Source organism: Actinomadura sp. NBRC 104412 (genome assembly GCF_030269515.1).
In the GTDB taxonomy this organism is placed as follows: Bacteria; Actinomycetota; Actinomycetes; order Streptosporangiales; family Streptosporangiaceae; genus Spirillospora.
In genome coordinates, this window is sequence record NZ_BSTM01000004.1 from 251,262 (window position 1) to 272,066 (window position 20,805).

A 20,805-nucleotide genomic window follows, 5' to 3' on the forward strand; every position below is an offset into this window, starting at 1 on the left:
CTACTCCGTGTTCTCCAACGCGGCCTTGATCTCGTCGCGCAGCCCGGTGGCGGTCTCGGCCGCCGCCTTCTCGTCCAGTTCGGTGAAGCCGCCGATCGCCTCGGTGACCTTGGCCAGCGCCTCGTCCAGACGGCCCAGCTCGGCCAGGACCCGGGCCTCGTCGTAACCCACCCGGGCGGTCTCCCAGGTGATCGCGGCGGGGTTGTCCGACGGGATCCCGCCGATGGCGGCGCGGGCCCGCGCCAGCTCCGCCAGTCCCGCCTCGGGCCGCCGGGCCCACAGCAGGCACATCCCGGCCTGCCTGCGGGCGCGGACGGCGCCGTACGGGTCGCCCGCCGTCTCGAACGCGTCGGCCGCCGCGCCGAACCTCTCGGCCGCGAGGGCGTCCTTGTCGAGGGCGGTCAGCACCTCCCCCGCCATCTCCAGCAGGCCCGCGGCGGACTGCGGGTCGTCGTCCTCCTCGCCCGCCAGCTCGGTGAACAGGTCGGCGGCCTGTTCCTCGCCCAGTTCCCGCTGGGCGTGGGCGAGCAGCAGCCGTGCCCTGCGGAAGGCGTCGGGGTCGCCGAGCCGGCTCAGGACCGGCATGGCCTCCTCGGCCGCCTCGGCGGCCTCCAGGTGGCGGCCGGTCGAGTAGTACGCGCCGGCCAGGTCGAGCCGCGCGTACGTCGCCTGCGGCATGGCGCCCGCCGCGGTGAACCCGGCGACCGCCTCCGCCGAATCGGGTACGGCGTCACCCGGGCGCTCCATCACCAGCAGCAGGCTGCCGCGCTCGGCGTGCGCGACGGTCGCCAGCCAGGCGTTGCCCGCCTCCCGGGCGGACGAGACCGCCTCGTCGAGCAGGCCCAGCGCCTCGTCCAGAATCTCCTTGTGCCCTTCGGCGGCCTGGTGCGCCCGGTGCGACAGCACCTTGGCCAGCAGCAGGCACGTGTCCGCGAGCTGCCCCTTCTCACCGATGCCCGCGAAGAGCTCGCGGGCCTTGTGCAGCAGCGGCGCAGCGGTGTCCGTCTCGCCCGTGGTGAGGAAGGTACGGGCACGCATCAGCAGGACCTCGCCCGCGTCCAGGGGTGCCTCGGGTTCCAGGCCGTCCAGGGCCGCCCGTGCCTCGTCGGCACGGTTCTCGTTCAGCAGCGTGCCCGACAGGCGCAGGCGGGCGGCGAGCGCACGCCTGGTGCCCGCGGCGTGCTCGTCCAGGTAGGCGGCACTGGCGTTCAGCAGTTCGAAACCCTCGCCGGTCTGGCCCTGACCGCACAGCAGCGCGCCTACCCGGCCCAGCGCGGCATGCCGGGAGACCAGGTCATCGGCCTCCTCGTAGAGCTCGGCCGCGCGCCTCCATTCGGCCACGGCGCCGTCGATGTCGTTCTCACCGTACCGCCGCGCGCCCTCCGCGTCCGTCCGCCGGGCCCGCTGCAGCGTGGTGAGCTCGGCGGACGCCGCCAGCTCGTCGAACCGCAGCCAGGCGGGGACGGCGCGGTCGAGCCGCCCGTCCTGCCACTCCCGCTCGCCGATGTCCAGCAGGGCGTCCAGGTCGTGGACGTCCGCGTGAGCCTCGACGGTGCCCGTGGGCGTCGAGGGGACGGTAACGCTTGTGGGAGCCCGGTCGTACTCTGTCAGCGGCAGATGCTCCACCAGGGGCTCGGCGTTCAGCATCTCCCGGACGACCGCGCTCTGGTGCTCGTTGCCGTTGCGCGCGTCGAACCTGGCGGCCAGTTCCTCGGCCCGCCTGGCCAGCTCGGCACGCAGCTCCCCGACGGCCACCTCCACCGGCTCGGCGCCCTCCTCCGCCGCCGGGCGGACGATCGTCAGCTCGCCGTGCCCGATCTCCTCCACCCGCCGCAGCAGCAGCGCGGCGGCGGCCGAGAACCACAGGTCGGCGTAGGGGTTGGGCGCCCGGTCGAGCCACCCCAGATGCCGCTGGACGATCTCCAGTCCGCGCGCCTCGTTGCCCGTCCGGGCACAGAACTCCACATGATCGCCGATCAGCTCCAGCTCGTTCAGCCGGGACCGCAGCAGCCGGTACGCCCGCAGGTGCGCGCCGCGCGCCTCCTCCAGCCGCCCCGAGCGCACGTACACGCGCAGCATCTGGGTCAGGATCGTCTGGGGCTGCTCCGTGCAGGTCAGATTCTCGGTGACCACCGGTTCCGCGATGGCCAGCGCCTCCTCGTCGCGGGCTCGCCAGTCCAGGAAGGAGACCTTGAGGCCCGGGTCGCAGCCCTCGCAGTCCGACAGCGCGTCCCGCGGGGTGGTGTGCCACAACGCGAACCAGCGGTCGGCCGCGTCGGCGTTGCCGAGATGCTTGGCCACCAGCGTGCGCCGCCCGTACACGGCCTGAAGGCTGTGCCCGCCCATTTTGTAGCGGCGCTCCATGTCGTCCAGGACGGCACGGGTCCGGTCCAGCGGCACCTCGGGGAAGTCCGTCAGCGACGACACGATGCCCTTGAACTCCCACAGCAGCAGATGCGCCGCTCGGGCACCGTAGAACGCCGGGTCGGCGTCGTACTCGGCCAGGCACCGGCTGAACGTGCCGAACCGCTTCACCGGCTCACCGCCGTACCCGTAGGCGGTGCCCAGGGCCATCCGCACGTCGAAGATCAGCGCCCTGTCGCCGACCTCCTCCGCGCGGCGCAGCGCCTCCTCCACCACCACCGTCCGCGCCTCGCCGTAGGGCAGTGAGTACGCCCGTTCCATCAACTCCTGGACCTGCTCGAAGCTCACTTGCCCTCTCCAGATTCCTGTCCGCCCGTACCGTGCACAGCCCACTCCAGCAACCCGAGGAAGGAGCGGTTCAGCGCCGCGGTGTCGGCGGGCCGCAGTGGATGCTGGCCGTACAGCAGCGCCTGCCCGTACAGGCCCTGCACCGCCAGCTCGATCAGCGCCTCGTCGGTGAGGGAGGTGATCCTCCGCGCCAACGGGTTGCGGTGGTTGAGCACGAGCTGCGGACGGTCCGCGGTGACGGCGCCGCTCAGCGCCCCCAACACGTCCGACCACAGCTCGTCGGCCATCTCCCTGGCCTCGGTCATCTCCGCCTGGTACTGGGCGGCGCGGCTGGTCAGGTACAGCGCGGGCAGCGACGCCGGGTCGAAGTCGCGGATCACCACCTCGCACCGGAGCCGTTCCACCGCGCGCTGCGCCGCCGCCAGGAACGGCCGCAGCTCCAGCTCCGCCACGGGGTCCAGGACGCCGAAGTGGGTGGTCAGCTCAGCGGCGTCCAGCCGGAGCAGCGCCGCGTCCGGGTCGATGTCGGGCAGCCGCTCGATGATCTCGGTGTCGTGCACGTAGCCGCCGTTGACCAGACCCACGCCCTGCGCGCCCGACACCGCCGACAGCCGCCGGAACTCCTCCACGCTGGTCACGTACCGCGCCTTGGGGTGGCGGCGGCGGAACTCGGCCAGCGTCATCGGGCCCGCCGAGGTCTCGAAGTCCAGCCAGCGGTCCACGATCCGCAACATGTCGTCGTCCTGCAGCGCCATGGCCTTGACGCCGAGCTGGTGGAGCCGCAGGAAGCCGCGCAGCCGTACCGGGTCGGTCTCCGAGAGCCGCACCAGCCACTGCCGCAGCCGCTCGCCGAGGGCCCGCCGCGTGGACTCCAGCAGCTCGTCCTCGTACAGCGCCTCCCGGCTCGCCGTGGGCCGCAACTCGCTCGCGTCCACCACGCACCGGACGAAGAACGCCCACTCCGGCAGCAGCGCCTCGACGTTCTCGGCCAGCAGCATCCGCTTGAGGTACACACGATGCGCGCCCCGCGCCGTGGGCGCCACCGGCTGCGGCAGCACGAACGCCACACCCGTCAGGCCCGCCTCGGGAACGTCCAGATCGATCACGTCGTAGGGGACGAACCCGTACAGCTCCTGACAGTAGGCGTCCAGAGCGCGACGGCGGCGCGCCGGATCGGGATGCGCCGCGTGCCACGCCGGCCCCTCACCGGTGATCGCCTCGCCGTCCACGGTGAGGTCGACCGGCAGCAGCGACCCGTACGAGCGTGCCAGCCCCTTCACGATCTCCGGCCGCAGCAGCTCGGCCGACCCGGGACGGGCGCGCAGCGAGACCGTCGTGCCCGGCGCGTCACGGCCGGCGGGCTCCACCCGGTAACGACCGTCGGCGTACCCGGTCCACCGCACGGCCTGCTCCGGCGCCCCGTCCCGCGCCGACCGGGTCACGACCTCGATCTCGTCGGCCACCAGGAAGCCCGACAGCAGCCCGATGCCGAACTGCCCCAGGAAGTCGTGCCGGGCGAACCCGAGCTCGTCCCGTTTGGACGAACGCCCGATCGTGGCGAGCAGCCGGTGGACCTCCTCCTCGGTCAGCCCGATCCCGTCATCGTGGACCCGCAGCCCACCGCCGCCCGTCTCGATCCGCACCGCCCCCGACCCGCCACCGCGCGCCGTGATGGCGTCCACCGCGTTCTGCAGCAGCTCCCGCAGGTAAACCCGCGGGCTGGAGTACAGGTGCCTGCTGAGCAGGTCCACCACACCACGCAGATCGACTTGAAACGCCTGTTCCACGCTGCCGCCCCCTCACCCTTCTTTATTTGCATGCGCGAGCTGCGCTCCTCGCCTAGCGGCTCGTCGCTTGTCGCGCCTGCGGCGATCGCTGCATCGCTCCGACTCGCCTAGAGGCTCGCTGCGCGATCAGTTCCTCGCAAGCTCGGAACTGCCTTCGGACGCGATCGCAACGCCTGGCCGCCGTTTGGAGCTGGGGTTGGGGGCTGGGGTGGGTGCGAGTGTGTTCATTTGCAGTGCGAGCTGCAAAACTAGACTAGCCCGAGTTTTTGGACGGCTTCGCGTTCTTCGGCCAGTTCGGCGACGGAGGCGTCGATGCGGGCGCGGGAGAAGTCGTCGATCTCCAGGCCCTGGACGATTTCCCATTCGCCGTCGCGGGTGGTCACGGGGAAGCTGGAGACGAGGCCCTCGGGGACTCCGTACGAGCCGTCCGACACGACGGCCATGGAGGTCCAGTCGTTGTCGGGGGTTCCGTGCACCCAGGTGTGGATGTGGTCGATCGCGGCGGAGGCGGCGGAGGCGGCGGAGGACGCGCCGCGGGCCTCGATGATCGCGGCGCCGCGCTTGGCGACGGTCGGGATGAAGTCGTTCTCCAGCCAGTCCTGGTCGTTGACGGTCTCGGCGGCGTTCTTGCCGGCGATCTCGGCGTGGAACAGGTCGGGGTACTGGGTGGCGGAGTGGTTGCCCCAGATCGTCAGCTTGGTGATCTTGTCGACGGGGACGCCCGCCTTCTTGGAGAGCTGGGCCAGTGCCCGGTTGTGGTCGAGCCGGGTCATCGCGGTGAACCGGGACGCGGGGACGTCCGGCGCGTGCTGCTGGGCGATCAGGGCGTTGGTGTTGGCCGGGTTGCCGACCACGAGGACCTTGATGTCGTCGGCGGCGCCCGCGTTGATCGCCTCGCCCTGCGGCTTGAAGATGCCGCCGTTGGCCTCCAGCAGGTCGCCGCGTTCCATGCCCTTGGTGCGGGGACGGGCGCCTACCAGCAGTGCGACGTTGGCGCCCTCGAAGGCCCTGGTGGGGTCGTCGAAGATGTCGATCCCGGCCAGCAGGGGGAACGCGCAGTCGTCCAGTTCCATGGCGGTGCCCTCGGCCGCCTTCACGGCCTGCGGGATCTCCAGCAGGCGGAGGCGTACTGGGGTGTCGGCGCCCAGCATCTGGCCCGATGCGATACGGAACAGCAGCGCATAGCCGATCTGACCTGCGGCGCCGGTGACGGTGACGTCCACTGGGGTGTTGGTCATTGCCTCTGTCTCTCGCTGTCGAGATAGTTCCCGGTCAGGCTATCGCGCACGGCGATCCCGCTTCTGGGTGCCCCCATAGGCGGAGACTAACCTGCGGGCCGTGACGGAACTCCTCATGCTCAGCGCCGCCGATGTCGAGCAGGTCTTCGATGTGGGCCTGGCCATCGAGTCCCAGCGGGAGGCGTTCGGCGCGCTCGGGCGCGGGGAGGCCCGGCTCGCGCCCCGCGCGCTGCTTCCCGGGCCGGACGGCGACATCGCCTTCTCGTACGCGTCGCGGCTGCCCGGGACCGGTCCCATCGGCAAGTTCGGCAGCGTCAATCCGGGCAACGCGGCGCGCGGCCTTCCCAGCGTGCACGCCCTGGTCACGGTGCTGGACCCGGACGACGGACGGCCCGTCGCGATCATCGAGGGGGAGGCGGTGACCACGCTGCGCACCTCCGCGGCCAGCGCCGTCGCCGCCGACCACCTCGCCGTGCCGGACGCTTCGTCCCTCGCGGTCATCGGCCACGGCGTCCAGGGCCGGGCGCATGTGCGCGCCCTGGCCCAGGTCCGTCCCCTGACAAGGGTGCGCCTGGCGGGGCGCGACACGGCGGCGTGCGCGCGTGCCGCCGCATCGCTCAGTGCCGGGCTGGATCTGCCCGTGGAGGCCGTCTCCTCGGCGCGTGAGGCCGTTTCCGGCGCCGACCTGGTGGCGACGTGCACGACGAGTTCCACGCCCGTTCTGGAGGCGTCCTGGCTGGCGCCGGGCTGCACCGTGCTGAGCGTCGGCTCGTTCGCCCCCGACCGGCACGAGGTCGGCCGCGACCTGCTCGACCGGGCCGCCGCCGTCGTCGTGGACGATGTCGCGACCGCCCGCGCCCAGGCCGGTCCGCTGGTGGACGTCCCGGATCTGGACCTGGTCCCGCTCGGCGACGTCGTCACCGGCGCCGCCGCTCCGCGCCGCTCCCCCGACGACGTGATCTTCTACAACAGCGTGGGCCTGGGCGTGCAGGACGCCGCCGCGGCCGCCCGCATCGTCGCCCTCGCCACCGAGGCGGGCGTGGGACGCCGCGTCCCCCTGTGAAGCGCCGAAGGCCGCCCCGGGATCGCCGGGGCGGCCTTCGAGGGCACGGCTCAGCCGTTGATCTTCTTCTGCAGGTTGGTGTCCAGCGCCTCGAGGAACTGCTGGGTGGTGAGCCAGGGCGTGTCGCCGCCGACCAGCAGGGCCAGGTCCTTGGTCATCTGGCCGGCCTCGACGGTCTCGACGCAGACCTGCTCCAGGGCGCGGGCGAAGCCGACGACCTCGCTCTGGCCGTCGAGCTTGCCGCGGTGCTCCAGCCCCCGGGTCCAGGCGAAGATGGACGCGATCGGGTTGGTGGAGGTCGGCTTGCCCTGCTGGTGCTGCCGGTAGTGGCGGGTCACCGTGCCGTGCGCGGCCTCGGCCTCGACGGTCTTGCCGTCCGGGGTCATCAGGACGGAGGTCATCAGGCCGAGCGAGCCGAAGCCCTGCGCCAGGGTGTCGGACTGGACGTCGCCGTCGTAGTTCTTGCACGACCAGACGAAGCCGCCCTCCCACTTGAGCGCGGCGGCGACCATGTCGTCGATCAGCCGGTGCTCGTAGGTGAGGCCCTTGGCGTCGAAGTCGGCCTTGAACTCGGTCTCGAAGACCTCCTGGAAGATGTCCTTGAAGCGGCCGTCGTACGCCTTGAGGATCGTGTTCTTGGTCGACATGTAGAGGGGCAGCTCGCGGTCCAGCGCGTACCGCATGCTGGTGCGGGCGAAGTCCCTGATGGAGTCGTCGTAGTTGTACATGCCCATGGCGACGCCGCCGCCGGGGAACTTGGCGACCTCGAACTCCATCGGGTCGGAGCCGTCCTCGGGGGTGTAGGTGATCGTCACCGTGCCCGGGCCGGGGACCACGAAGTCGGTGGCCTTGTACTGGTCGCCGTGCGCGTGACGGCCGATGATGATGGGCTTGGTCCAGCCGGGGACCAGCCGCGGGATGTTGGAGACCACGATGGGCTCGCGGAAGATCACGCCGCCGAGGATGTTGCGGATCGTTCCATTGGGCGAACGCCACATCTTCTTCAGGCCGAACTCCTCGACCCGGGCCTCGTCGGGGGTGATGGTCGCGCACTTGACCCCGACGCCGTACTTGGCGATGGCGTTGGCGGCGTCGACGGTGACCTGGTCGTCGGTGGCGTCACGCTCCTCGATCCCCAGGTCGTAGTACTTCAGGTCCACATCGAGGTAGGGCAGGATCAGCTGGTCCTTGATGAATTTCCAGATGATCCGCGTCATTTCGTCGCCGTCGAGTTCGACGACCGGGCCCGCTACTTTGATCTTGGGCATGCTGTGGCTGTCCCTTTCCTACACCGGCCGGCTTGAGCCGTTCCGTCCTCCGCGAGGTCGCTGGTTCCGCCCCGGGGCCGAGGCCGGACGAACGTGACTCATCCTTGTAAGGCTCAACTCGGAAGGCTATCCGAGTGCGGCCACAGCCTTAGACCTGGGCCTGACCCGTACCATGCCTGCGCAGCAGGAACCGTATTCCCCGCGCCACGAACACCACCGCGATCAGCACCCCGAAGCCCGCGGCGATCATCAGTCCGGCGCGGTGCATGGGCGGGACGCTGAGCGCGACGAACGCCACGGCCTCGCCGAGGATCACCAGCGTCCAGCAGTCGAAGGAGCGGCTCCGGACGGCCAGCATGCGCAGCCGCGACTCCGGCAGCACCAGGCGGGCCAGCGCGCCGAACAGCAGCGCGGCGGCGATCAGCACCGAGCCCTTGCGGAAGTAGTGCAGCGAGCACAGCCCCAGCCCGGCCATCACGCCGGTCAGCACGATCATGTACGGGATCCGCGCGACCCAGTCCTGCGCGGACATCCCGGGCGCGCCCGGCCGCCGCCGGCGCCGGCGGCGCACCGTGGTGCCCGCGTACCCGATCCCGTCCGGCCTCTCCGACATGAACGTGACGTTAGCCGGTTCCGGCCCGTCCTGGAGCCCATCCCTGAACGGGTGCCCGCCGCGGCGCCACATCGTTGCAACGACGGCGCCGTTACGTGGGAGGTTTCCGCCACGGGGGCCCTTCTCACCGGAACCCTTCACCCTTCCGGGCGTGACTGCTGTGGCCCAGAAGGTCCCGATGGACGCCACATGCCCCGTGTCATCGGTCCTACTGACCAGTAGGAGGGTGTGACGGTTTACCCGGACGGGTAACCCGCCAGACAGGGGTCGCTAACTAGCTGGGAGGACTGCCGTGGAGGGGCCGTTCATGCGGATCGAGGACAGCGGGCTGGTGATGCCGCTGCGCCCCGATGTCACGACGGTCGGGCGCGGGCGGGGAGTCGACATCCGCCTCGACGACCCGAGTGTGTCCCGATTGCACGCAGAGATCGTTCGGCGCGGCCCGTACGTGTACGTCGTCGACATGGGACTGTCCCGTAACGGGACCCGTGTCAACGGCCGGCCGATCGCCCGCCGCGTCCTGGAGGACGGCGACGTCGTCAGCTTCGGGACGGCACGCTGCCGGATGGGGGGCATCCCCCGTGAGGAGGTCGATCCGGACGTCGAGCTGCGCCGCGCCGTGGCGCCCGAGCTCACCCGCCGCGAGGTGGACGTGCTCACGTCGCTGTGCCGTCCCGCGCTGTCGGACGAGGCGTTCGTCGCCCCCGCCACCGCGCGGGAGATCGCCGGGGACCTCGTCGTCACCGAGGCCGCGGTCAAGCAGCATCTGCTGCGGCTCTACCAGAAATTCCGTATCCCCGAGGGCGCCAACCGGCGCACCCGGCTCGCCAACGAGGTCATCGCGATGGGCCTCGTCCGTCCCCTCCCTCCGGTGCACGTGCCTCAGCAGAACCGGCCGCCGATCGACGGCGCCCGCCGGGGACCCGAGGTACGCCGCCCCGGGGCGCCCCATCCCGCGAGTCACGTGACGGGTCCGGGCCGCCACCCGACCGCGGCGGGCAGGAGGGCGAGCTGATCTGACCGTGCGATCGCCTCGCCCGGGTAGCGCAAACTCTGAGGCGATCGTCACATCACACGTACGGGGCCGCGCATCGTTCGCGGCCCCGTACGTGTGAGCGGGGTTCGAGCGGGTGTGAGGGGTGTGAAGCAGGGCGTGACCGGGACGCCTCAGGCGGACGCGGCGCGCTCGGCGGCCTCGACGACGTTGGACAGCAGCATCGCGCGGGTCATGGGCCCGACCCCGCCGGGGTTGGGCGCCACCCACCCGGCGACCTCGCGGACATCGGCGGCCACGTCGCCGGCCAGCTTGCCGTCCACCCGGGAGACGCCCACGTCCAGGACGGTGGCGCCGGGCTTGACCATGTCGGCGGTGATCAGGCCGGGCACTCCGGCGGCGGCCACGACGATGTCGGCCCGGCGGGTGTGCGCGGCCAGGTCGCGGGTGCCGGTGTGAGCGAGGGTGGGCGTCGCGTTCTCGCTGCGCCGGGTGAGCAAAAGGCCGAGCGGGCGCCCGACGGTCACGCCGCGGCCGATCACCGTCACCTCGGCGCCGCGCAGCGGGACGTCGAACCGCGCGAGCAGCTCGACGATGCCCTTGGGCGTGCAGGGCAGCGGCGCGGGCTGCATGAGGACCAGCCGGCCGAGGTTGACCGGGTGCAGGCCGTCGGCGTCCTTGAGCGGGTCGATGCGCTCCAGCACCCGCTGCTCGTCCAGGCCCTTGGGCAGCGGCAACTGGACGATGTACCCGGTGCAGGCGGGGTCGGCGTTCAGCTCGTCCACGACGCGCTCGACGTCGTCCTGGGACGCGTCCGCGGGCAGTTCGCGCCGGATGCTCTCGATGCCGACCTCGGCGCAGTCGCGGTGCTTCATGTTGACGTACGAGTGGCTGCCGGGGTCGTCGCCGACCAGGACCGTGCCGAGGCCGATGGTCACGCCGCGTTCCCGCAGCGCCTCCACGCGCCCCTTGAGTTCGGACCTGATCTCGGCCGCCGTGGCCTTGCCGTCCAGGATTCGTGCCGTCATCCGCACCTCCGCGCTGAATCGTGGCCGGGAACCTCGCGGGGCGCGCGGGAACCAGGCTCGGGGTCCCGTCCGCCCAGGCGCGCGGCGTACGGACTGTTCCGCTCCCCGGTGGTCGCCTCCACCTTGATCGCGCCAGTCGCGTAACACCAGCTTAGCGAGGCGGGCCGTGCGGACGGGAAGGCGTGACCCGCCAGGCGGAAGCCCGGCCGGCTCAGTCCTTGTCGGCCCTGGAGCGCCGGGCGAGGACGCGGTCGGTGCCGTGCCAGCCGAGCCGGGCGGCGGCGATCGCGGTGACGAGGGCCGCGACCAGGCCGATCACCTGGCGCAGGTCGGTGAGCAGCGCGGCGGTCTGGGCCGTGCTCATCACCAGCAGGGCAACGAGGACATCCATGGACTGCTCCAGCGAGGGGACGGTCACACGTGGCGACGGTCGCGCCCGGACGGTCGCGGGGGGTAAGGCGCGACCCGGCCGAGGCTACCAACGGGCAATCGTAAAATCGCCCATGATCGGCTGAACCGCCCAGCCGGGACCGTCCCCGTGCGGGCTCAGTGGAAGAAGTGCCGCACGCCGGTGAAGTAGAGCGTGACCCCGGCCCGCTCCGCCGCGACGATCACCTCGTCGTCGCGGATGGAGCCGCCCGGCTCGACGATCGCCCGCACCCCCGCCCGCGCCAGCACCTCAAGGCCGTCCGGGAACGGGAAGAACGCGTCGGACGCGGCGACCGCGCCCATCGCCCGCTCGTCCCCGGCGCGCGACACCGCCAGCCGGGCCGAGTCGACCCGGTTGACCTGGCCCATGCCGACGCCCACCGTGGCGCCGTCCGCGGCGAGCAGGATCGCGTTGGACTTGACCGAGCGGCACGCCCTCCAGGCGAAGGCCAGGTCGCGCAGCGTGCCCTCGTCGGCGGCCTTGCCCGCCTTCAGCTGCCAGGTGGACGGGTCGTCCCCGGCGGCGTCCACCCGGTCGACGGACTGAAGGAGCAGGCCGCCGTCGATCCGGCGGTACTCGGCCGCGCCCTTCGGGCCCTCGGCGGCCCGCAGCAGCCGCAGGTTCTTCTTCCGGGTCAGAAGGTCCAGCGCCTCGTCCTCGAAGCCGGGCGCCACGATCACCTCGGTGAAGATGTCGGCCACCTGGCGGGCCATCTCCGCGGTCACCGGCCGGTTGACCGCGATCACCCCGCCGTACGCCGACACCGGGTCGCAGGCGTGCGCCTTGCGGTGCGCCTCCGCCACGTCCGCGCCGATCGCGATGCCGCACGGGTTGGCATGCTTGATGATCGCGACCGCGGGCTCGGTGAAGTCGTAGGCCGCGCGGCGGGCCGCGTCCGCGTCGACGTAGTTGTTGTAGGACATCTCCTTGCCGTGCAGTTGCTCGGCCCCGGCCAGCCCCGGCTCGCCCGCCGTGGTCCTGAACAGCGCGGCCCGCTGGTGCGGGTTCTCGCCGTACCGCAGGACGTCCGAGCGTTCCCAGGTGGCGCCGAGGAAATCGGGCCAGCCCGCGTCGGCGGCGGTCTCGTCGGGCGCGTAGGAGCCGGCGAACCAGGACGCCACGGCCACGTCATAGGACGCGGTGTGCGCGAACGCGCGCGCGGCCAGACGGCGGCGCTCCTCCAGCGTGAAGCCGCCCGCCCTGACGGCCTCCAGCACGTCCCCGTACGCGGACGGGTCGGTGACGACGGCGACGCTCGCGTGGTTCTTGGCGGCGGCGCGGACCATGGCCGGGCCGCCGATGTCGATCTGCTCGACGCACTCGTCCGGGCGCGCGCCCGAGGCGACGGTCTCGGAGAACGGGTAGAGGTTCGCCACCAGCAGGTCGAACGGCTCCACGCCGAGGTCGTCGAGCTGCTGCAGGTGGTCGTCCTTGCGCCGGTCGGCCAGCAGCCCGGCGTGCACCTTGGGGTGCAGCGTCTTCACCCGGCCGTCCAGGCACTCGGGGAACCCGGTCAGCTTCTCCACCCTCATCACCGGCACGCCGGCGGCGGCGATCCGGCCCGCCGTGGACCCGGTGGAGACCAGCTCCACCCCCGACTCGTGCAGGCCCCTGGCCAGTTCCTCAAGCCCGGTCTTGTCGTACACGCTGATCAGCGCGCGCTTAATCCCCACCCGACTCACCGGCCGAGCTCCCCTCCGTGTTGGCGGACGTCCCATCGGCGGACGACGGCGTTCCGCAGACCCTGCACTTCATGGAGACCCGGCGGCCCTTCTCGGTCCAGCCGTCGCGGGCGAGCCTCCCGACGACCTCCACCAGGAGCCGCCGCTCCACCTGCTTGATGCGCTCGTGGAGGGAGTCCTCGTCGTCGTGCCAGCGGACGGGCACGGCCTCCTGGGCGATGATGGGCCCGGTGTCCACGCCTTCGTCGACGAAGTGCACCGTACAGCCCGTGAGCTTGACCCCGTACTCCAGGGCGCCGCGTACGGCGTGCATGCCGGGGAACGCGGGCAGCAGCGCCGGATGGGTGTTGACGGTGCGGCCGCCGTACCGGGCCAGGAACGCCGGGCCGAGGATCTTCAGGAACCCGGCGGACACCACCAGGTCGGGCCGGTGCTCGTCGACGGCCTCGGTGAGCGCCTTGTCCCACGCGGCGCGGTCGGGGAAGTCGGAGACCCTGACGGTGAAGGTCGGCAGCCCGGCGCGCTCGGCGCGGGCGATTCCACCCGTACCGTGGCGATCGGCGCCCACGGCGACCACCTGGGCGCCATAAGCTGGATCCGCGCACGCGTCGAGCAGCGCCTGGAGGTTGGTCCCCGCTCCGGAGACGAGGACGACGAGCCGGGCGGACACCATGACTCCTTGAACGGTGCTGGTGGACGGATTGGACGTCGGGGCAGGTGGCGTGGCTGCACCGGGCCCCGCCCCAGCCTAACGGGACTGCTGGACGCGTCGTCATCCGCACGGACCCAGGCTCGGCGTCAGGAGGATCCAAAGTGAGTGAGCAGCCCGGACGGGGCGACGGCGGGGCCGGGCAGGGAACCGTCCAGACGACCGGCGGAGGGCCCGGACGGCAGGGCGAGGACCCCAACCGGACCGGCGTGCGGGCTCTGTGGCTGGGCGCCGGGGCGCTCGTGCTGTCGCTCTTCTTCTTCCCGATCGGGCTGGTGCTGGGCATCGCCGCCATCGTGATCGCGATCAGGGCGCGCAAGCTCGCGACCGGCTCGCGCACCCCGGTGACCGGCGTGGTCCCGGCGATCGTGCTGGCCTCGTTCGGGCTGGCTCTGGCGGGCCTCCAACTGGTCGTCATGGGGATGCTGTGGCCCGAGCTGAGCAGCCGCCAGGAGTGCCTGTCCTCCGCCAACACCACGACCGACGAGCAGGTCTGCAAGGATCGCTTCATCACCCAGGTCGGGAAGAAGTTCGGCATCCCCAAGGAGCAACTGGAGCCCTACAGCGACTTCTTCTGAGCCTGAGTCGTTCGGGCGGCGTCAGCCGTCGTGGCCGTGCGGGCGGTCGTCGGGCTCGTTTTTGAGCACGTAGATGGCGCCGCCTCGGGTCTCGGTGCGTTCCTCGTCCTCAGCGTCCCCGCGCGGCGCGGGAACGGCGCGTCCCGGCGGCGCGGCCTCCCTTTCGGGGTGGGCGGCGGTGGGTCCGTCCACCAGGACTTCCTCCTCCTCGGCGGGCGCCGCGGGCGGTTCGGGCGGGGGCTCGGGCGACCGGGGGCGGCGCCTGGCCTTGGCCCTGGCGGGCTTGCGCGGCCCGAGGACGGGTTCGGCCTCCTCGAACTCCAGCGGGCTCGGGACGTGCGGAGAGGGCTTGCGAACCGGCGCGGAGCGTTCCGGCGCCGGACGCGGTGACCGGGACGAGGACGCCGACGGAGACGGCGGCGCCGGGACGACCGGCGGCGGGGGCTCCTGGCGGCGCCTGACCCGTCCTCGCCTGGTCCCCTCGGTCCGGCCCGGCCGGCCTTGTCGCGCGCCTTCCGGCGCGTTCTCCAGCGCGCGGAGGATGCGCCAGTTGGCCAGCCACGCCGCGATCGCCGCCGAGATCCCGACCTCCAGGGCGGCCAGCAGCCCGACCTGCCAGGCGGACGGGCCCACGGTGGCCATCCGCCCGTCGCCGAGCGGGCCGCCCGCGAGCGCGCTCAGCACGGCCGCGACCAGCCCCGTCAGCGCCCCGGTCAGGAAGCCCCAGAGCGGCGCGCCCTCGTACACCGGGCTCGGCATGGCGCGGATCGTCAGCACCCCGCCCACGGCTCCGGCGATGAACGGGGCGGCCAGCGCCGGCAGCGAGACCAGCGGCGCGGGACCGGGCTCGGGCAGCGCGGCCAGCGCCGGGAACATGGGGACGACGTCGAAGAACACCCCCGAGGTCGACACGCCCGTGCCCGCGCCGACCGCGAAGCCGGGGCCGATCGTGTACGCCATCCCCCAGATGACCGCGTTCGGCAGGAACGCCAGTTCCAGCAGCAGGAGCAGGATCCCGCCGACGATCCCGGGCGCCAGCAGGTCGTAGATCTCGGCCGCCTCGCTCAGGTGCAGCGCCAGCGACGCCCCGACGAGGACGGCGCCGGACGCGAGCAGGACGGCGATGGCGCCCGACACGCCGATCACCAGCGAGCGGGGGCGTGCGGGCAGCAGCCGCAGCAGCGCGCCGAGCCCGGACCTGACCCGTCCGCGGCGCGCGGCGACCAGCGCCCGTGCAGCGCCCAGGGCGCCCGCGACGAAGGCGACGACGAAGGCGGCGACCAGTGCCTGCCAGGCGGACGGCCGTACGGTGTCCGAGGAGGCGGCGAGCGCGAGCAGCACGGCCAGCAGGGAGTACGGGACGGCCAGGGCCGCCGCGACCCGCACCACGCCCGTCGAGCCCTTCCGCACGCCTCCCGGATGGCCCGGCGTCCCGGCGGCGCGGATCATCCAGCCGCCGCTGCGGTAGAGCGGGGCGCCGGGCAGGACGATCAGGCCGAGCGGCAGCAGCCCGACCCTGCCCTGCGGCGCGGAGAAGCCGGCATGGTGGGCGACCAGCCACAGGTTGACCGCCGTGCGGAACACCCCGGGCAGGCCCGAGCCGATCGCGGCCCGGGGCGCGGCGATCCAGCCGACGAGCGTGAGCGTGGTGACCACGGCGAGCCCGATGCCGATGCACCACAGCGAACCGACCAGCCCCGACACGTACAGGGGGCGCGGAGCCACGGCCGCCGCCGCCCGGAGGTCGTCCGCGGTGGCGCCTTGTCTGGGGCTGGCTTCTCTCACGCGGTCAATGCTGGCAGCCCGGCGCCCGCGGGACGGGAGGCCCGCCCGGCGTGTCGCCGTTGCGGCGGGCGATCACTCGGCGTAATGGGCACGCGGGCGCGGGCCTCGCCGGTGGGAACCCGGAGGCGAAAGACGCCCGGCCGCCGGGCGGCTCGGGCGTCTTTCGCCGTCTCTGATCGGGGATCAGAGGTTCTTCATGATCTCGCGCATCAGGCGGGCGGTCTCGCTGGGGGTCTTGCCGACCCGGACGCCGACCTTCTCCAGCGCCTCCTTCTTGGCCTGCGCGGTGCCGGCCGAGCCGGAGACGATCGCGCCGGCGTGGCCCATGGTCTTGCCCTCGGGGGCGGTGAAGCCCGCGACGTAACCGACGACCGGCTTGGTCACGTGCTGCTCGATGTAGGCGGCCGCGCGCTCCTCCGCGTCCCCGCCGATCTCACCGATCATCACGATGGCGTCGGTGTCCGGGTCGTCCTGGAACGCCCGCAGGGCATCGATGTGGGTGGTGCCGATGACCGGGTCGCCGCCGATGCCGACGCAGGTGGAGAAGCCGATGTCGCGCAGCTCGTACATCATCTGGTACGTCAGCGTGCCCGACTTGGACACCAGCCCGATCCGGCCGGGGGTGGTGATGTCGGCCGGGATGATGCCCGCGTTGGACGCGCCGGGGGACGCGATGCCGGGGCAGTTCGGGCCGATGATGCGGGTCTTGTCGCCCTTCTTCTGCGCGTACGCCCAGAAGTACGCGGTGTCGTGCACCGGGATGCCCTCGGTGATCACCACGCACAGCGGGATGTGCGCGTCGATGGCCTCGACGACCGCGTCCTTGGTGAACCTCGGCGGGACGAACACCACCGAGACGTCGGCGCCGGTCCGCTCCATGGCCTCGGCGACGGTGCCGAACACCGGCAGCGTGGTGCCGTCGAAGTCGACGCTCTGCCCGGCCTTGCGGGCGTTGACGCCGCCGACGACCTTGGCGCCGGAGGCGAGCATCCGACGGGAGTGCTTCATGCCCTCCGAACCGGTCATGCCCTGCACGATGATCTTGCTGTTCTCAGTGAGCCAGATGGCCATCGGTCATGCCCCCGCCGCCAGTTGAGCGGCCCGCCTGGCCGCGTCGTCCATCGTGTCGACCTGCTCGACGCCCGGCAGCGCCGCGTCCTTGAGGATCGCGCGCCCGAGCTCGGCGTTGTTGCCGTCCAGCCGGACCACCAGCGGGCGGTCGACGGTCTCGCCCCGCTCGTCCAGCAGCTTGTAGGCGGACACGATCCCGTTGGCGACCGCGTCGCAGGCGGTGATGCCGCCGAAGACGTTCACGAACACCGACCGGACGTCGGCGTCCGACAGCACGATCTCCAGGCCGTTGGCCATCACCTCGGCGGACGCGCCGCCGCCGATGTCCAGGAAGTTGGCGGGCTTCTGACCGCCGAACTCCTCGCCCGCGTAGGCGACCACGTCCAGGGTGGACATCACCAGGCCCGCGCCGTTGCCGATGATCCCGACGCTGCCGTCCAGCTTGACGTAGTTGAGGTCCTTCTCCTTGGCGCGCGCCTCCAGCGGGTCGGCGGCGGCCTTGTCGGCCAGGACCTCGTGCGACTCCTGCCGGAACCCGGCGTTGTCGTCCAGGGTGACCTTGCCGTCCAGGGCCATCACGCGCCCGTCGGCGGTCAGGATCATGGGGTTGACCTCGACCAGGGTGGCGTCCTCGTCGGCGAACACCGCCCACAGCCGCTCGATCAGCTCGGCGGCGCCGTCCACGGCTGCCTCGGGCAGCCGGCCGGCCAGCGCGATCTCGCGGGCCTTGGCCCGGTCCACGCCGTCCAGCGCGGAGACCTCCACCTTGGCGACGGCGTCGGGGTTGGTGGCGGCGACCTCCTCGATCTCCATCCCGCCCTCGGCGGAGCAGATCGACAGGAAGCTGCGGTTGGCGCGGTCGAGCAGGAAGGAGAAGTAGTACTCCTCCGCGATCGCGCTGCCCTGCTCGACCAGCACCTTGCGGACCGTGTGGCCCTTGATGTCCATGCCGAGGATCCGGCCGGCCAGCGACTCGGCCTCGGCGGCGTCGTCGGCCAGCTTCACACCGCCGGCCTTGCCCCGGCCCCCGGTGAGGACCTGGGCCTTGACGACGACCTTCTTGCTGCCCGCGGCGAAGAGCTCTTCCGCGATGGCCCGGGCTTCTTGGGGAGTATGGGCGACCTTGCCGGTGGGCACCGGTACCCCGTACTCGGCGAAGAGGTCCTTCGCCTGATGTTCGAACAGGTCCACGAGGCGTCCTTCTCGGGATTCGACAGCCGATGACCGCACGAGTGTGGGACACGGGGGGCGCCCGTGCGGAGTGCCAACCCTGCGGTCCGCTCCGTCGATGCAGCCTAGTCTCCCCGTGTCCGTGATGAGGCCGCCGGGGTCCACCCAAGCTCTGACCTGGGCGTTTCCCGGTGTGACGGGGGATGGTCGAGTGAATTGTGAGGGTATGGGCCTTAAGGAGGAGGAACTCATTTGTGTCGACTGATGTACTTAACCCGAACTTAGTCTCGACGATGGGGGCGGTGCGGTGGAGCCGGGCCGGCAGGGGAAGTAACGGCGGTGGCCGAGGACCTGGTCAGGGTGCCTCCGGGCACCACACTGCGAAGGGTCCGGCGCATCGCCGTGTTGCTCTTGGTCGCGGCGCTCGTCGCCACCTGTGGCGCGACGCTCCCCGACCAGGGCGGTCCGGGCTGGTCCAGCCCCGGGCTGGTCGGCGGTGGCGGCTGGCCCTACAACGGGGTGCCGCTCACGCAGGACGACGCCAAGGGCGCCGCGTACCTCCCCGGCAGTTCCGTCGTACGGCTGAGGGACGGGCGGGTGCGGCTGGTCCCCTTCGGCACCGATAGCGACATCACGGTGGAAGCGAACGACCCGAGGGTTATGCAAGCCGTGCTTTCCGACAGGCAGTGGCTTCTGGCGGGCACCATCCCCAATGGGGGCGCCGCCGTCCCCACGGGCAGCAGGCAGGTGTTCGGGGAGATGGCCGCGCGGGCCTTGCTCGACCTGCGCCTGCTCACCCGTCCCAACGGGGCGTCCCTGGCGTCCTGGTACGGGCCATGGCGTTACTCGTGGCCACGGGACTCGGCGTTCACGGCGGCGGCGTTCACCATGACCGGCCGCCCCGAGGAGGCGCGGCGGATCCTCCGCTTCCTCGCGAACGTCCAGAACGAGAACGGGCTCTGGGCTGCCCGCTACCACCCCGACGGGACGGCCGTCACCGACGGCCGCGAGCCGCAGCTCGACTCCCTGGGGTGGGTGCTCTGGGCGGCCTGGCTGTTCCACGTCCAGGACCCTTCGGCCGCGGCCAGACTGCCGGAGCTGTGGCCGATGGTGGCCCGGGCCGCCGACCACCTCGCCGGTTCCCTGGACGCGGAAGGGCTGCCGCCGCCTTCGTCCGACTACTGGGAGCGCAAGCCCGGCACTGAGGAGGACCCGCGCCGTCCCACTCTGGGCGTGGTGGGGCCTGTCCTGACAGGACTTCGCTCGGCCGCGTCCTACGCCTTCGACATCGGCCGCAGGGACAAGGCGGCCGCCTGGTCGAAGGCGGCCTCGCGGTTATCGGATGCCGTGGCGCGCCAGTTCACCCCCTACGGCTACCCGCGCTCCCCCATCCCGGGCGGACTGATGGACACGTCGGTCACCTTCGTGGCACCGCCGCTCGCACCGCCCGACCCCGGGGTGACCGCGGCCATCGCCAACGCCTTCCACCGGCAGCGCCTGCCCAACGGGGGTGTCCTCCCAGGAGAGAAGTGGTCGGGCAATCCGGAGGTGGCCTGGACCCCGGAGATGGGCCTGTTCGCCTTGGCGGCCGCCTCCTCGGGCCGCACCCTGGACGCCCTCGACCACCTCGACTGGCTCGCCACGCACCGCACCCCCTTGGGCGTCCTGCCCGAGAAGGTCGACGCGGCGGGAGAGCCCGCCTCGGTGGCGCCGCTCGGCTGGACGGCGTCCCTGGTCCTGCTGACCTTGGCCGCCCTAGAGCGTCCCCTGCCGATCCCGCCCGTCTCCTGACGCGCGCGCTCCACGCTGGCGGGCCGCCTCGTACAGGGCGACCGTGGCGGCGCTGGCGGCGTTGAGCGAACTGGCCGTCCCGGTGATCGGGATCCGCGCCATGATGTCGCAGCCCTGCCGCCAGCCCGCGCTCAGCCCGGATGTCTCGTTCCCGACCACCAGCAGCGTGGGGCCCGTCAGGTCGACCTCATGGATGTCGGCGGTGCCGTCCTCGTCGGTGCCGACCACGGTCAGCGGGCGCCCGGCCACGCGCCATCGCCGCGTCCACTCCAGCACCTCCTGGTGCGAGCGGACGCGCACGACCGGCACCGCCATCAGCGACCCGGTGGACGCACGCACCGCCTTGGGGTCGTACGGGTCGGCGGCATGCCCGGTGACGATCAGGCCCGCGCCGCCGAACGCGTCCACCGAACGCACCATCGTGCCGATGTTGCCCGGCCCGCTCGGCCGGTCGAACACCACGCCCAGAAACGACGGCCCGACCGGGATCCGCGACAGGTCCTCGTCCGGCAGCGCGACCACGGCCACCAGCTCGGGGACCTCCTGCTCCTTGCCGCTGAGCTCCCGCAGCAGGTCGGGGGCCATGGCGACGCGCTCGCCTTCGGAGCGCTCCAGCATCTCGGACGCCCACCGCGACAGCGTCCGCTCGGCGTCGTAGATCAACGCCACCACCGGCCAGCCGCGCTCCACCGCCAGGGTGATCGGGCGGACGCCCTGCACCAGGAACTGCCCCGCACGGCGGCGCTTGTTCTGGTTCCGCGACAGCGCCTCCCATTGCTGGAACCGCGCGTTACGCCGAGAGATGCGCAGCCCGCCCGCCACCGAACGCCCCACTTCCTCGTGTCCTCCCGCGTCTTCTCGTGCCTTCGCCGTGCCCCATCAGCGA

The 20,805-nt window shown here is 72.2% G+C and carries 17 protein-coding genes and 1 riboswitch; of the genes, 4 read left to right on the forward strand and 13 right to left on the reverse strand.

Translation table 11 applies throughout. The annotated features are described in order from the left end of the window. The 3 genes from QSK21_RS07305 to QSK21_RS07315 all read right to left on the reverse strand — a co-directional run bounded on the left by QSK21_RS07305 (position 1) and on the right by QSK21_RS07315 (position 5,737). Complete coding sequence (locus tag QSK21_RS07305) at positions 1–2,712, reverse strand: hypothetical protein (protein WP_285694543.1); 2,712 nt, start codon at positions 2,710–2,712, stop codon at positions 1–3. Further along, positions 2,709–4,499 carry an HSP90 family protein gene (locus QSK21_RS07310; protein ID WP_285694544.1) on the reverse strand — a complete coding sequence of 597 codons (1,791 nt, stop codon included), beginning with the start codon at positions 4,497–4,499 and terminating at the stop codon, positions 2,709–2,711. The genes QSK21_RS07305 and QSK21_RS07310 overlap by 4 nt, the downstream gene beginning before the upstream one ends. Before the next feature lie 248 nt (positions 4,500–4,747). Continuing rightward, positions 4,748–5,737 carry a malate dehydrogenase gene (locus QSK21_RS07315; protein ID WP_285694545.1) on the reverse strand — a complete coding sequence of 330 codons (990 nt, stop codon included), beginning with the start codon at positions 5,735–5,737 and terminating at the stop codon, positions 4,748–4,750. Positions 5,738–5,837: 100 nt separating this feature from the next. Between QSK21_RS07315 and QSK21_RS07320 the strand changes: the two genes are divergently transcribed. Next, positions 5,838–6,800, forward strand: coding sequence for an ornithine cyclodeaminase family protein (locus QSK21_RS07320; protein ID WP_285694546.1), 963 nt, complete (start codon positions 5,838–5,840; stop codon positions 6,798–6,800). A 50-nt stretch (positions 6,801–6,850) separates the two neighbouring features. Here the strand turns inward: QSK21_RS07320 and QSK21_RS07325 are convergent, their stop codons facing one another. Next, positions 6,851–8,068, reverse strand: coding sequence for an NADP-dependent isocitrate dehydrogenase (locus QSK21_RS07325; RefSeq protein WP_285694547.1), 1,218 nt, complete (start codon positions 8,066–8,068; stop codon positions 6,851–6,853). Positions 8,069–8,216: 148 nt separating this feature from the next. Continuing rightward, positions 8,217–8,681 carry a DUF3017 domain-containing protein gene (locus QSK21_RS07330; RefSeq protein WP_285694548.1) on the reverse strand — a complete coding sequence of 155 codons (465 nt, stop codon included), beginning with the start codon at positions 8,679–8,681 and terminating at the stop codon, positions 8,217–8,219. Between the two features lie 292 nt (positions 8,682–8,973). Here QSK21_RS07330 and QSK21_RS07335 point away from each other — a divergent pair, with 292 nt between their 5' ends. Further along, positions 8,974–9,696, forward strand: a complete 723-nt coding sequence (locus tag QSK21_RS07335) for an FHA domain-containing protein (RefSeq protein WP_285694549.1) — start codon at positions 8,974–8,976, stop codon at positions 9,694–9,696. A 152-nt stretch (positions 9,697–9,848) separates the two neighbouring features. Here the strand turns inward: QSK21_RS07335 and QSK21_RS07340 are convergent, their stop codons facing one another. The 4 genes from QSK21_RS07340 to purN all read right to left on the reverse strand — a co-directional run bounded on the left by QSK21_RS07340 (position 9,849) and on the right by purN (position 13,488). Then, entirely contained in the window at positions 9,849–10,703 is an 855-nt protein-coding gene (locus QSK21_RS07340) for a bifunctional methylenetetrahydrofolate dehydrogenase/methenyltetrahydrofolate cyclohydrolase (protein ID WP_285694550.1), read from the reverse strand. A 64-nt stretch (positions 10,704–10,767) separates the two neighbouring features. After that, a riboswitch (ZMP/ZTP riboswitch) is annotated at positions 10,768–10,853 on the reverse strand. Positions 10,854–10,914: 61 nt separating this feature from the next. Further along, entirely contained in the window at positions 10,915–11,094 is a 180-nt protein-coding gene (locus tag QSK21_RS07345; protein WP_285694551.1) for a hypothetical protein, read from the reverse strand. A gap of 155 nt (positions 11,095–11,249) precedes the next feature. After that, positions 11,250–12,815 carry a bifunctional phosphoribosylaminoimidazolecarboxamide formyltransferase/IMP cyclohydrolase gene (purH, locus tag QSK21_RS07350; protein WP_285694553.1) on the reverse strand — a complete coding sequence of 522 codons (1,566 nt, stop codon included), beginning with the start codon at positions 12,813–12,815 and terminating at the stop codon, positions 11,250–11,252. Next, positions 12,796–13,488 carry a phosphoribosylglycinamide formyltransferase gene (gene purN / locus QSK21_RS07355; protein WP_285694554.1) on the reverse strand — a complete coding sequence of 231 codons (693 nt, stop codon included), beginning with the start codon at positions 13,486–13,488 and terminating at the stop codon, positions 12,796–12,798. Before purN ends, purH begins: the two co-directional genes overlap by 20 nt. Before the next feature lie 140 nt (positions 13,489–13,628). On the opposite strand from purN, the gene QSK21_RS07360 reads away from it, so the two are divergent. Next, positions 13,629–14,102: a hypothetical protein gene (locus tag QSK21_RS07360; RefSeq protein ID WP_285694555.1), complete on the forward strand. Its 474-nt coding sequence runs from the start codon at positions 13,629–13,631 to the stop codon at positions 14,100–14,102. Positions 14,103–14,123: 21 nt separating this feature from the next. Here the strand turns inward: QSK21_RS07360 and QSK21_RS07365 are convergent, their stop codons facing one another. The 3 genes from QSK21_RS07365 to sucC form a co-directional block, all read right to left on the reverse strand. Beyond that, complete coding sequence (locus QSK21_RS07365; RefSeq protein ID WP_285694556.1) at positions 14,124–15,887, reverse strand: cell division protein PerM; 1,764 nt, start codon at positions 15,885–15,887, stop codon at positions 14,124–14,126. A 183-nt stretch (positions 15,888–16,070) separates the two neighbouring features. Continuing rightward, the gene (gene sucD / locus QSK21_RS07370) at positions 16,071–16,958 is read right to left on the reverse strand and encodes a succinate--CoA ligase subunit alpha (RefSeq protein WP_285694557.1); all 888 of its coding nucleotides are present in this window, start codon (positions 16,956–16,958) and stop codon (positions 16,071–16,073) included. Between the two features lie 3 nt (positions 16,959–16,961). Continuing rightward, positions 16,962–18,149: an ADP-forming succinate--CoA ligase subunit beta gene (gene sucC / locus QSK21_RS07375; protein ID WP_285694558.1), complete on the reverse strand. Its 1,188-nt coding sequence runs from the start codon at positions 18,147–18,149 to the stop codon at positions 16,962–16,964. Positions 18,150–18,467: 318 nt separating this feature from the next. Here sucC and QSK21_RS07380 point away from each other — a divergent pair, with 318 nt between their 5' ends. Continuing rightward, on the forward strand, positions 18,468–19,919 hold the full coding sequence (locus QSK21_RS07380; RefSeq protein WP_285694559.1) for a glycoside hydrolase family 15 protein: 1,452 nt from the start codon (positions 18,468–18,470) through the stop codon (positions 19,917–19,919). Here the strand turns inward: QSK21_RS07380 and QSK21_RS07385 are convergent. Next, positions 19,884–20,753: a TrmH family RNA methyltransferase gene (locus tag QSK21_RS07385; protein WP_285694561.1), complete on the reverse strand. Its 870-nt coding sequence runs from the start codon at positions 20,751–20,753 to the stop codon at positions 19,884–19,886. The two genes, QSK21_RS07380 and QSK21_RS07385, sit on opposite strands and share 36 nt — an antisense overlap. Positions 20,754–20,805: the final 52 nt, after the last annotated feature.

Excerpts from the sequence above, each read along its gene's own strand:
- QSK21_RS07315 (WP_285694545.1), bottom strand. The coding sequence starts at position 5,737 with ATGACCAACACCCCAGTGGACGTCACCGTCACCGGCGCCGCAGGTCAG.
- QSK21_RS07325 (WP_285694547.1), bottom strand. The coding sequence starts at position 8,068 with ATGCCCAAGATCAAAGTAGCGGGCCCGGTCGTCGAACTCGACGGCGAC.
- QSK21_RS07330 (WP_285694548.1), bottom strand. The coding sequence starts at position 8,681 with ATGTCGGAGAGGCCGGACGGGATCGGGTACGCGGGCACCACGGTGCGC.
- QSK21_RS07340 (WP_285694550.1), bottom strand. The coding sequence starts at position 10,703 with ATGACGGCACGAATCCTGGACGGCAAGGCCACGGCGGCCGAGATCAGG.
- QSK21_RS07345 (WP_285694551.1), bottom strand. The coding sequence starts at position 11,094 with ATGGATGTCCTCGTTGCCCTGCTGGTGATGAGCACGGCCCAGACCGCC.
- purN (WP_285694554.1), bottom strand. The coding sequence starts at position 13,488 with ATGGTGTCCGCCCGGCTCGTCGTCCTCGTCTCCGGAGCGGGGACCAAC.
- sucD (WP_285694557.1), bottom strand. The coding sequence starts at position 16,958 with ATGGCCATCTGGCTCACTGAGAACAGCAAGATCATCGTGCAGGGCATG.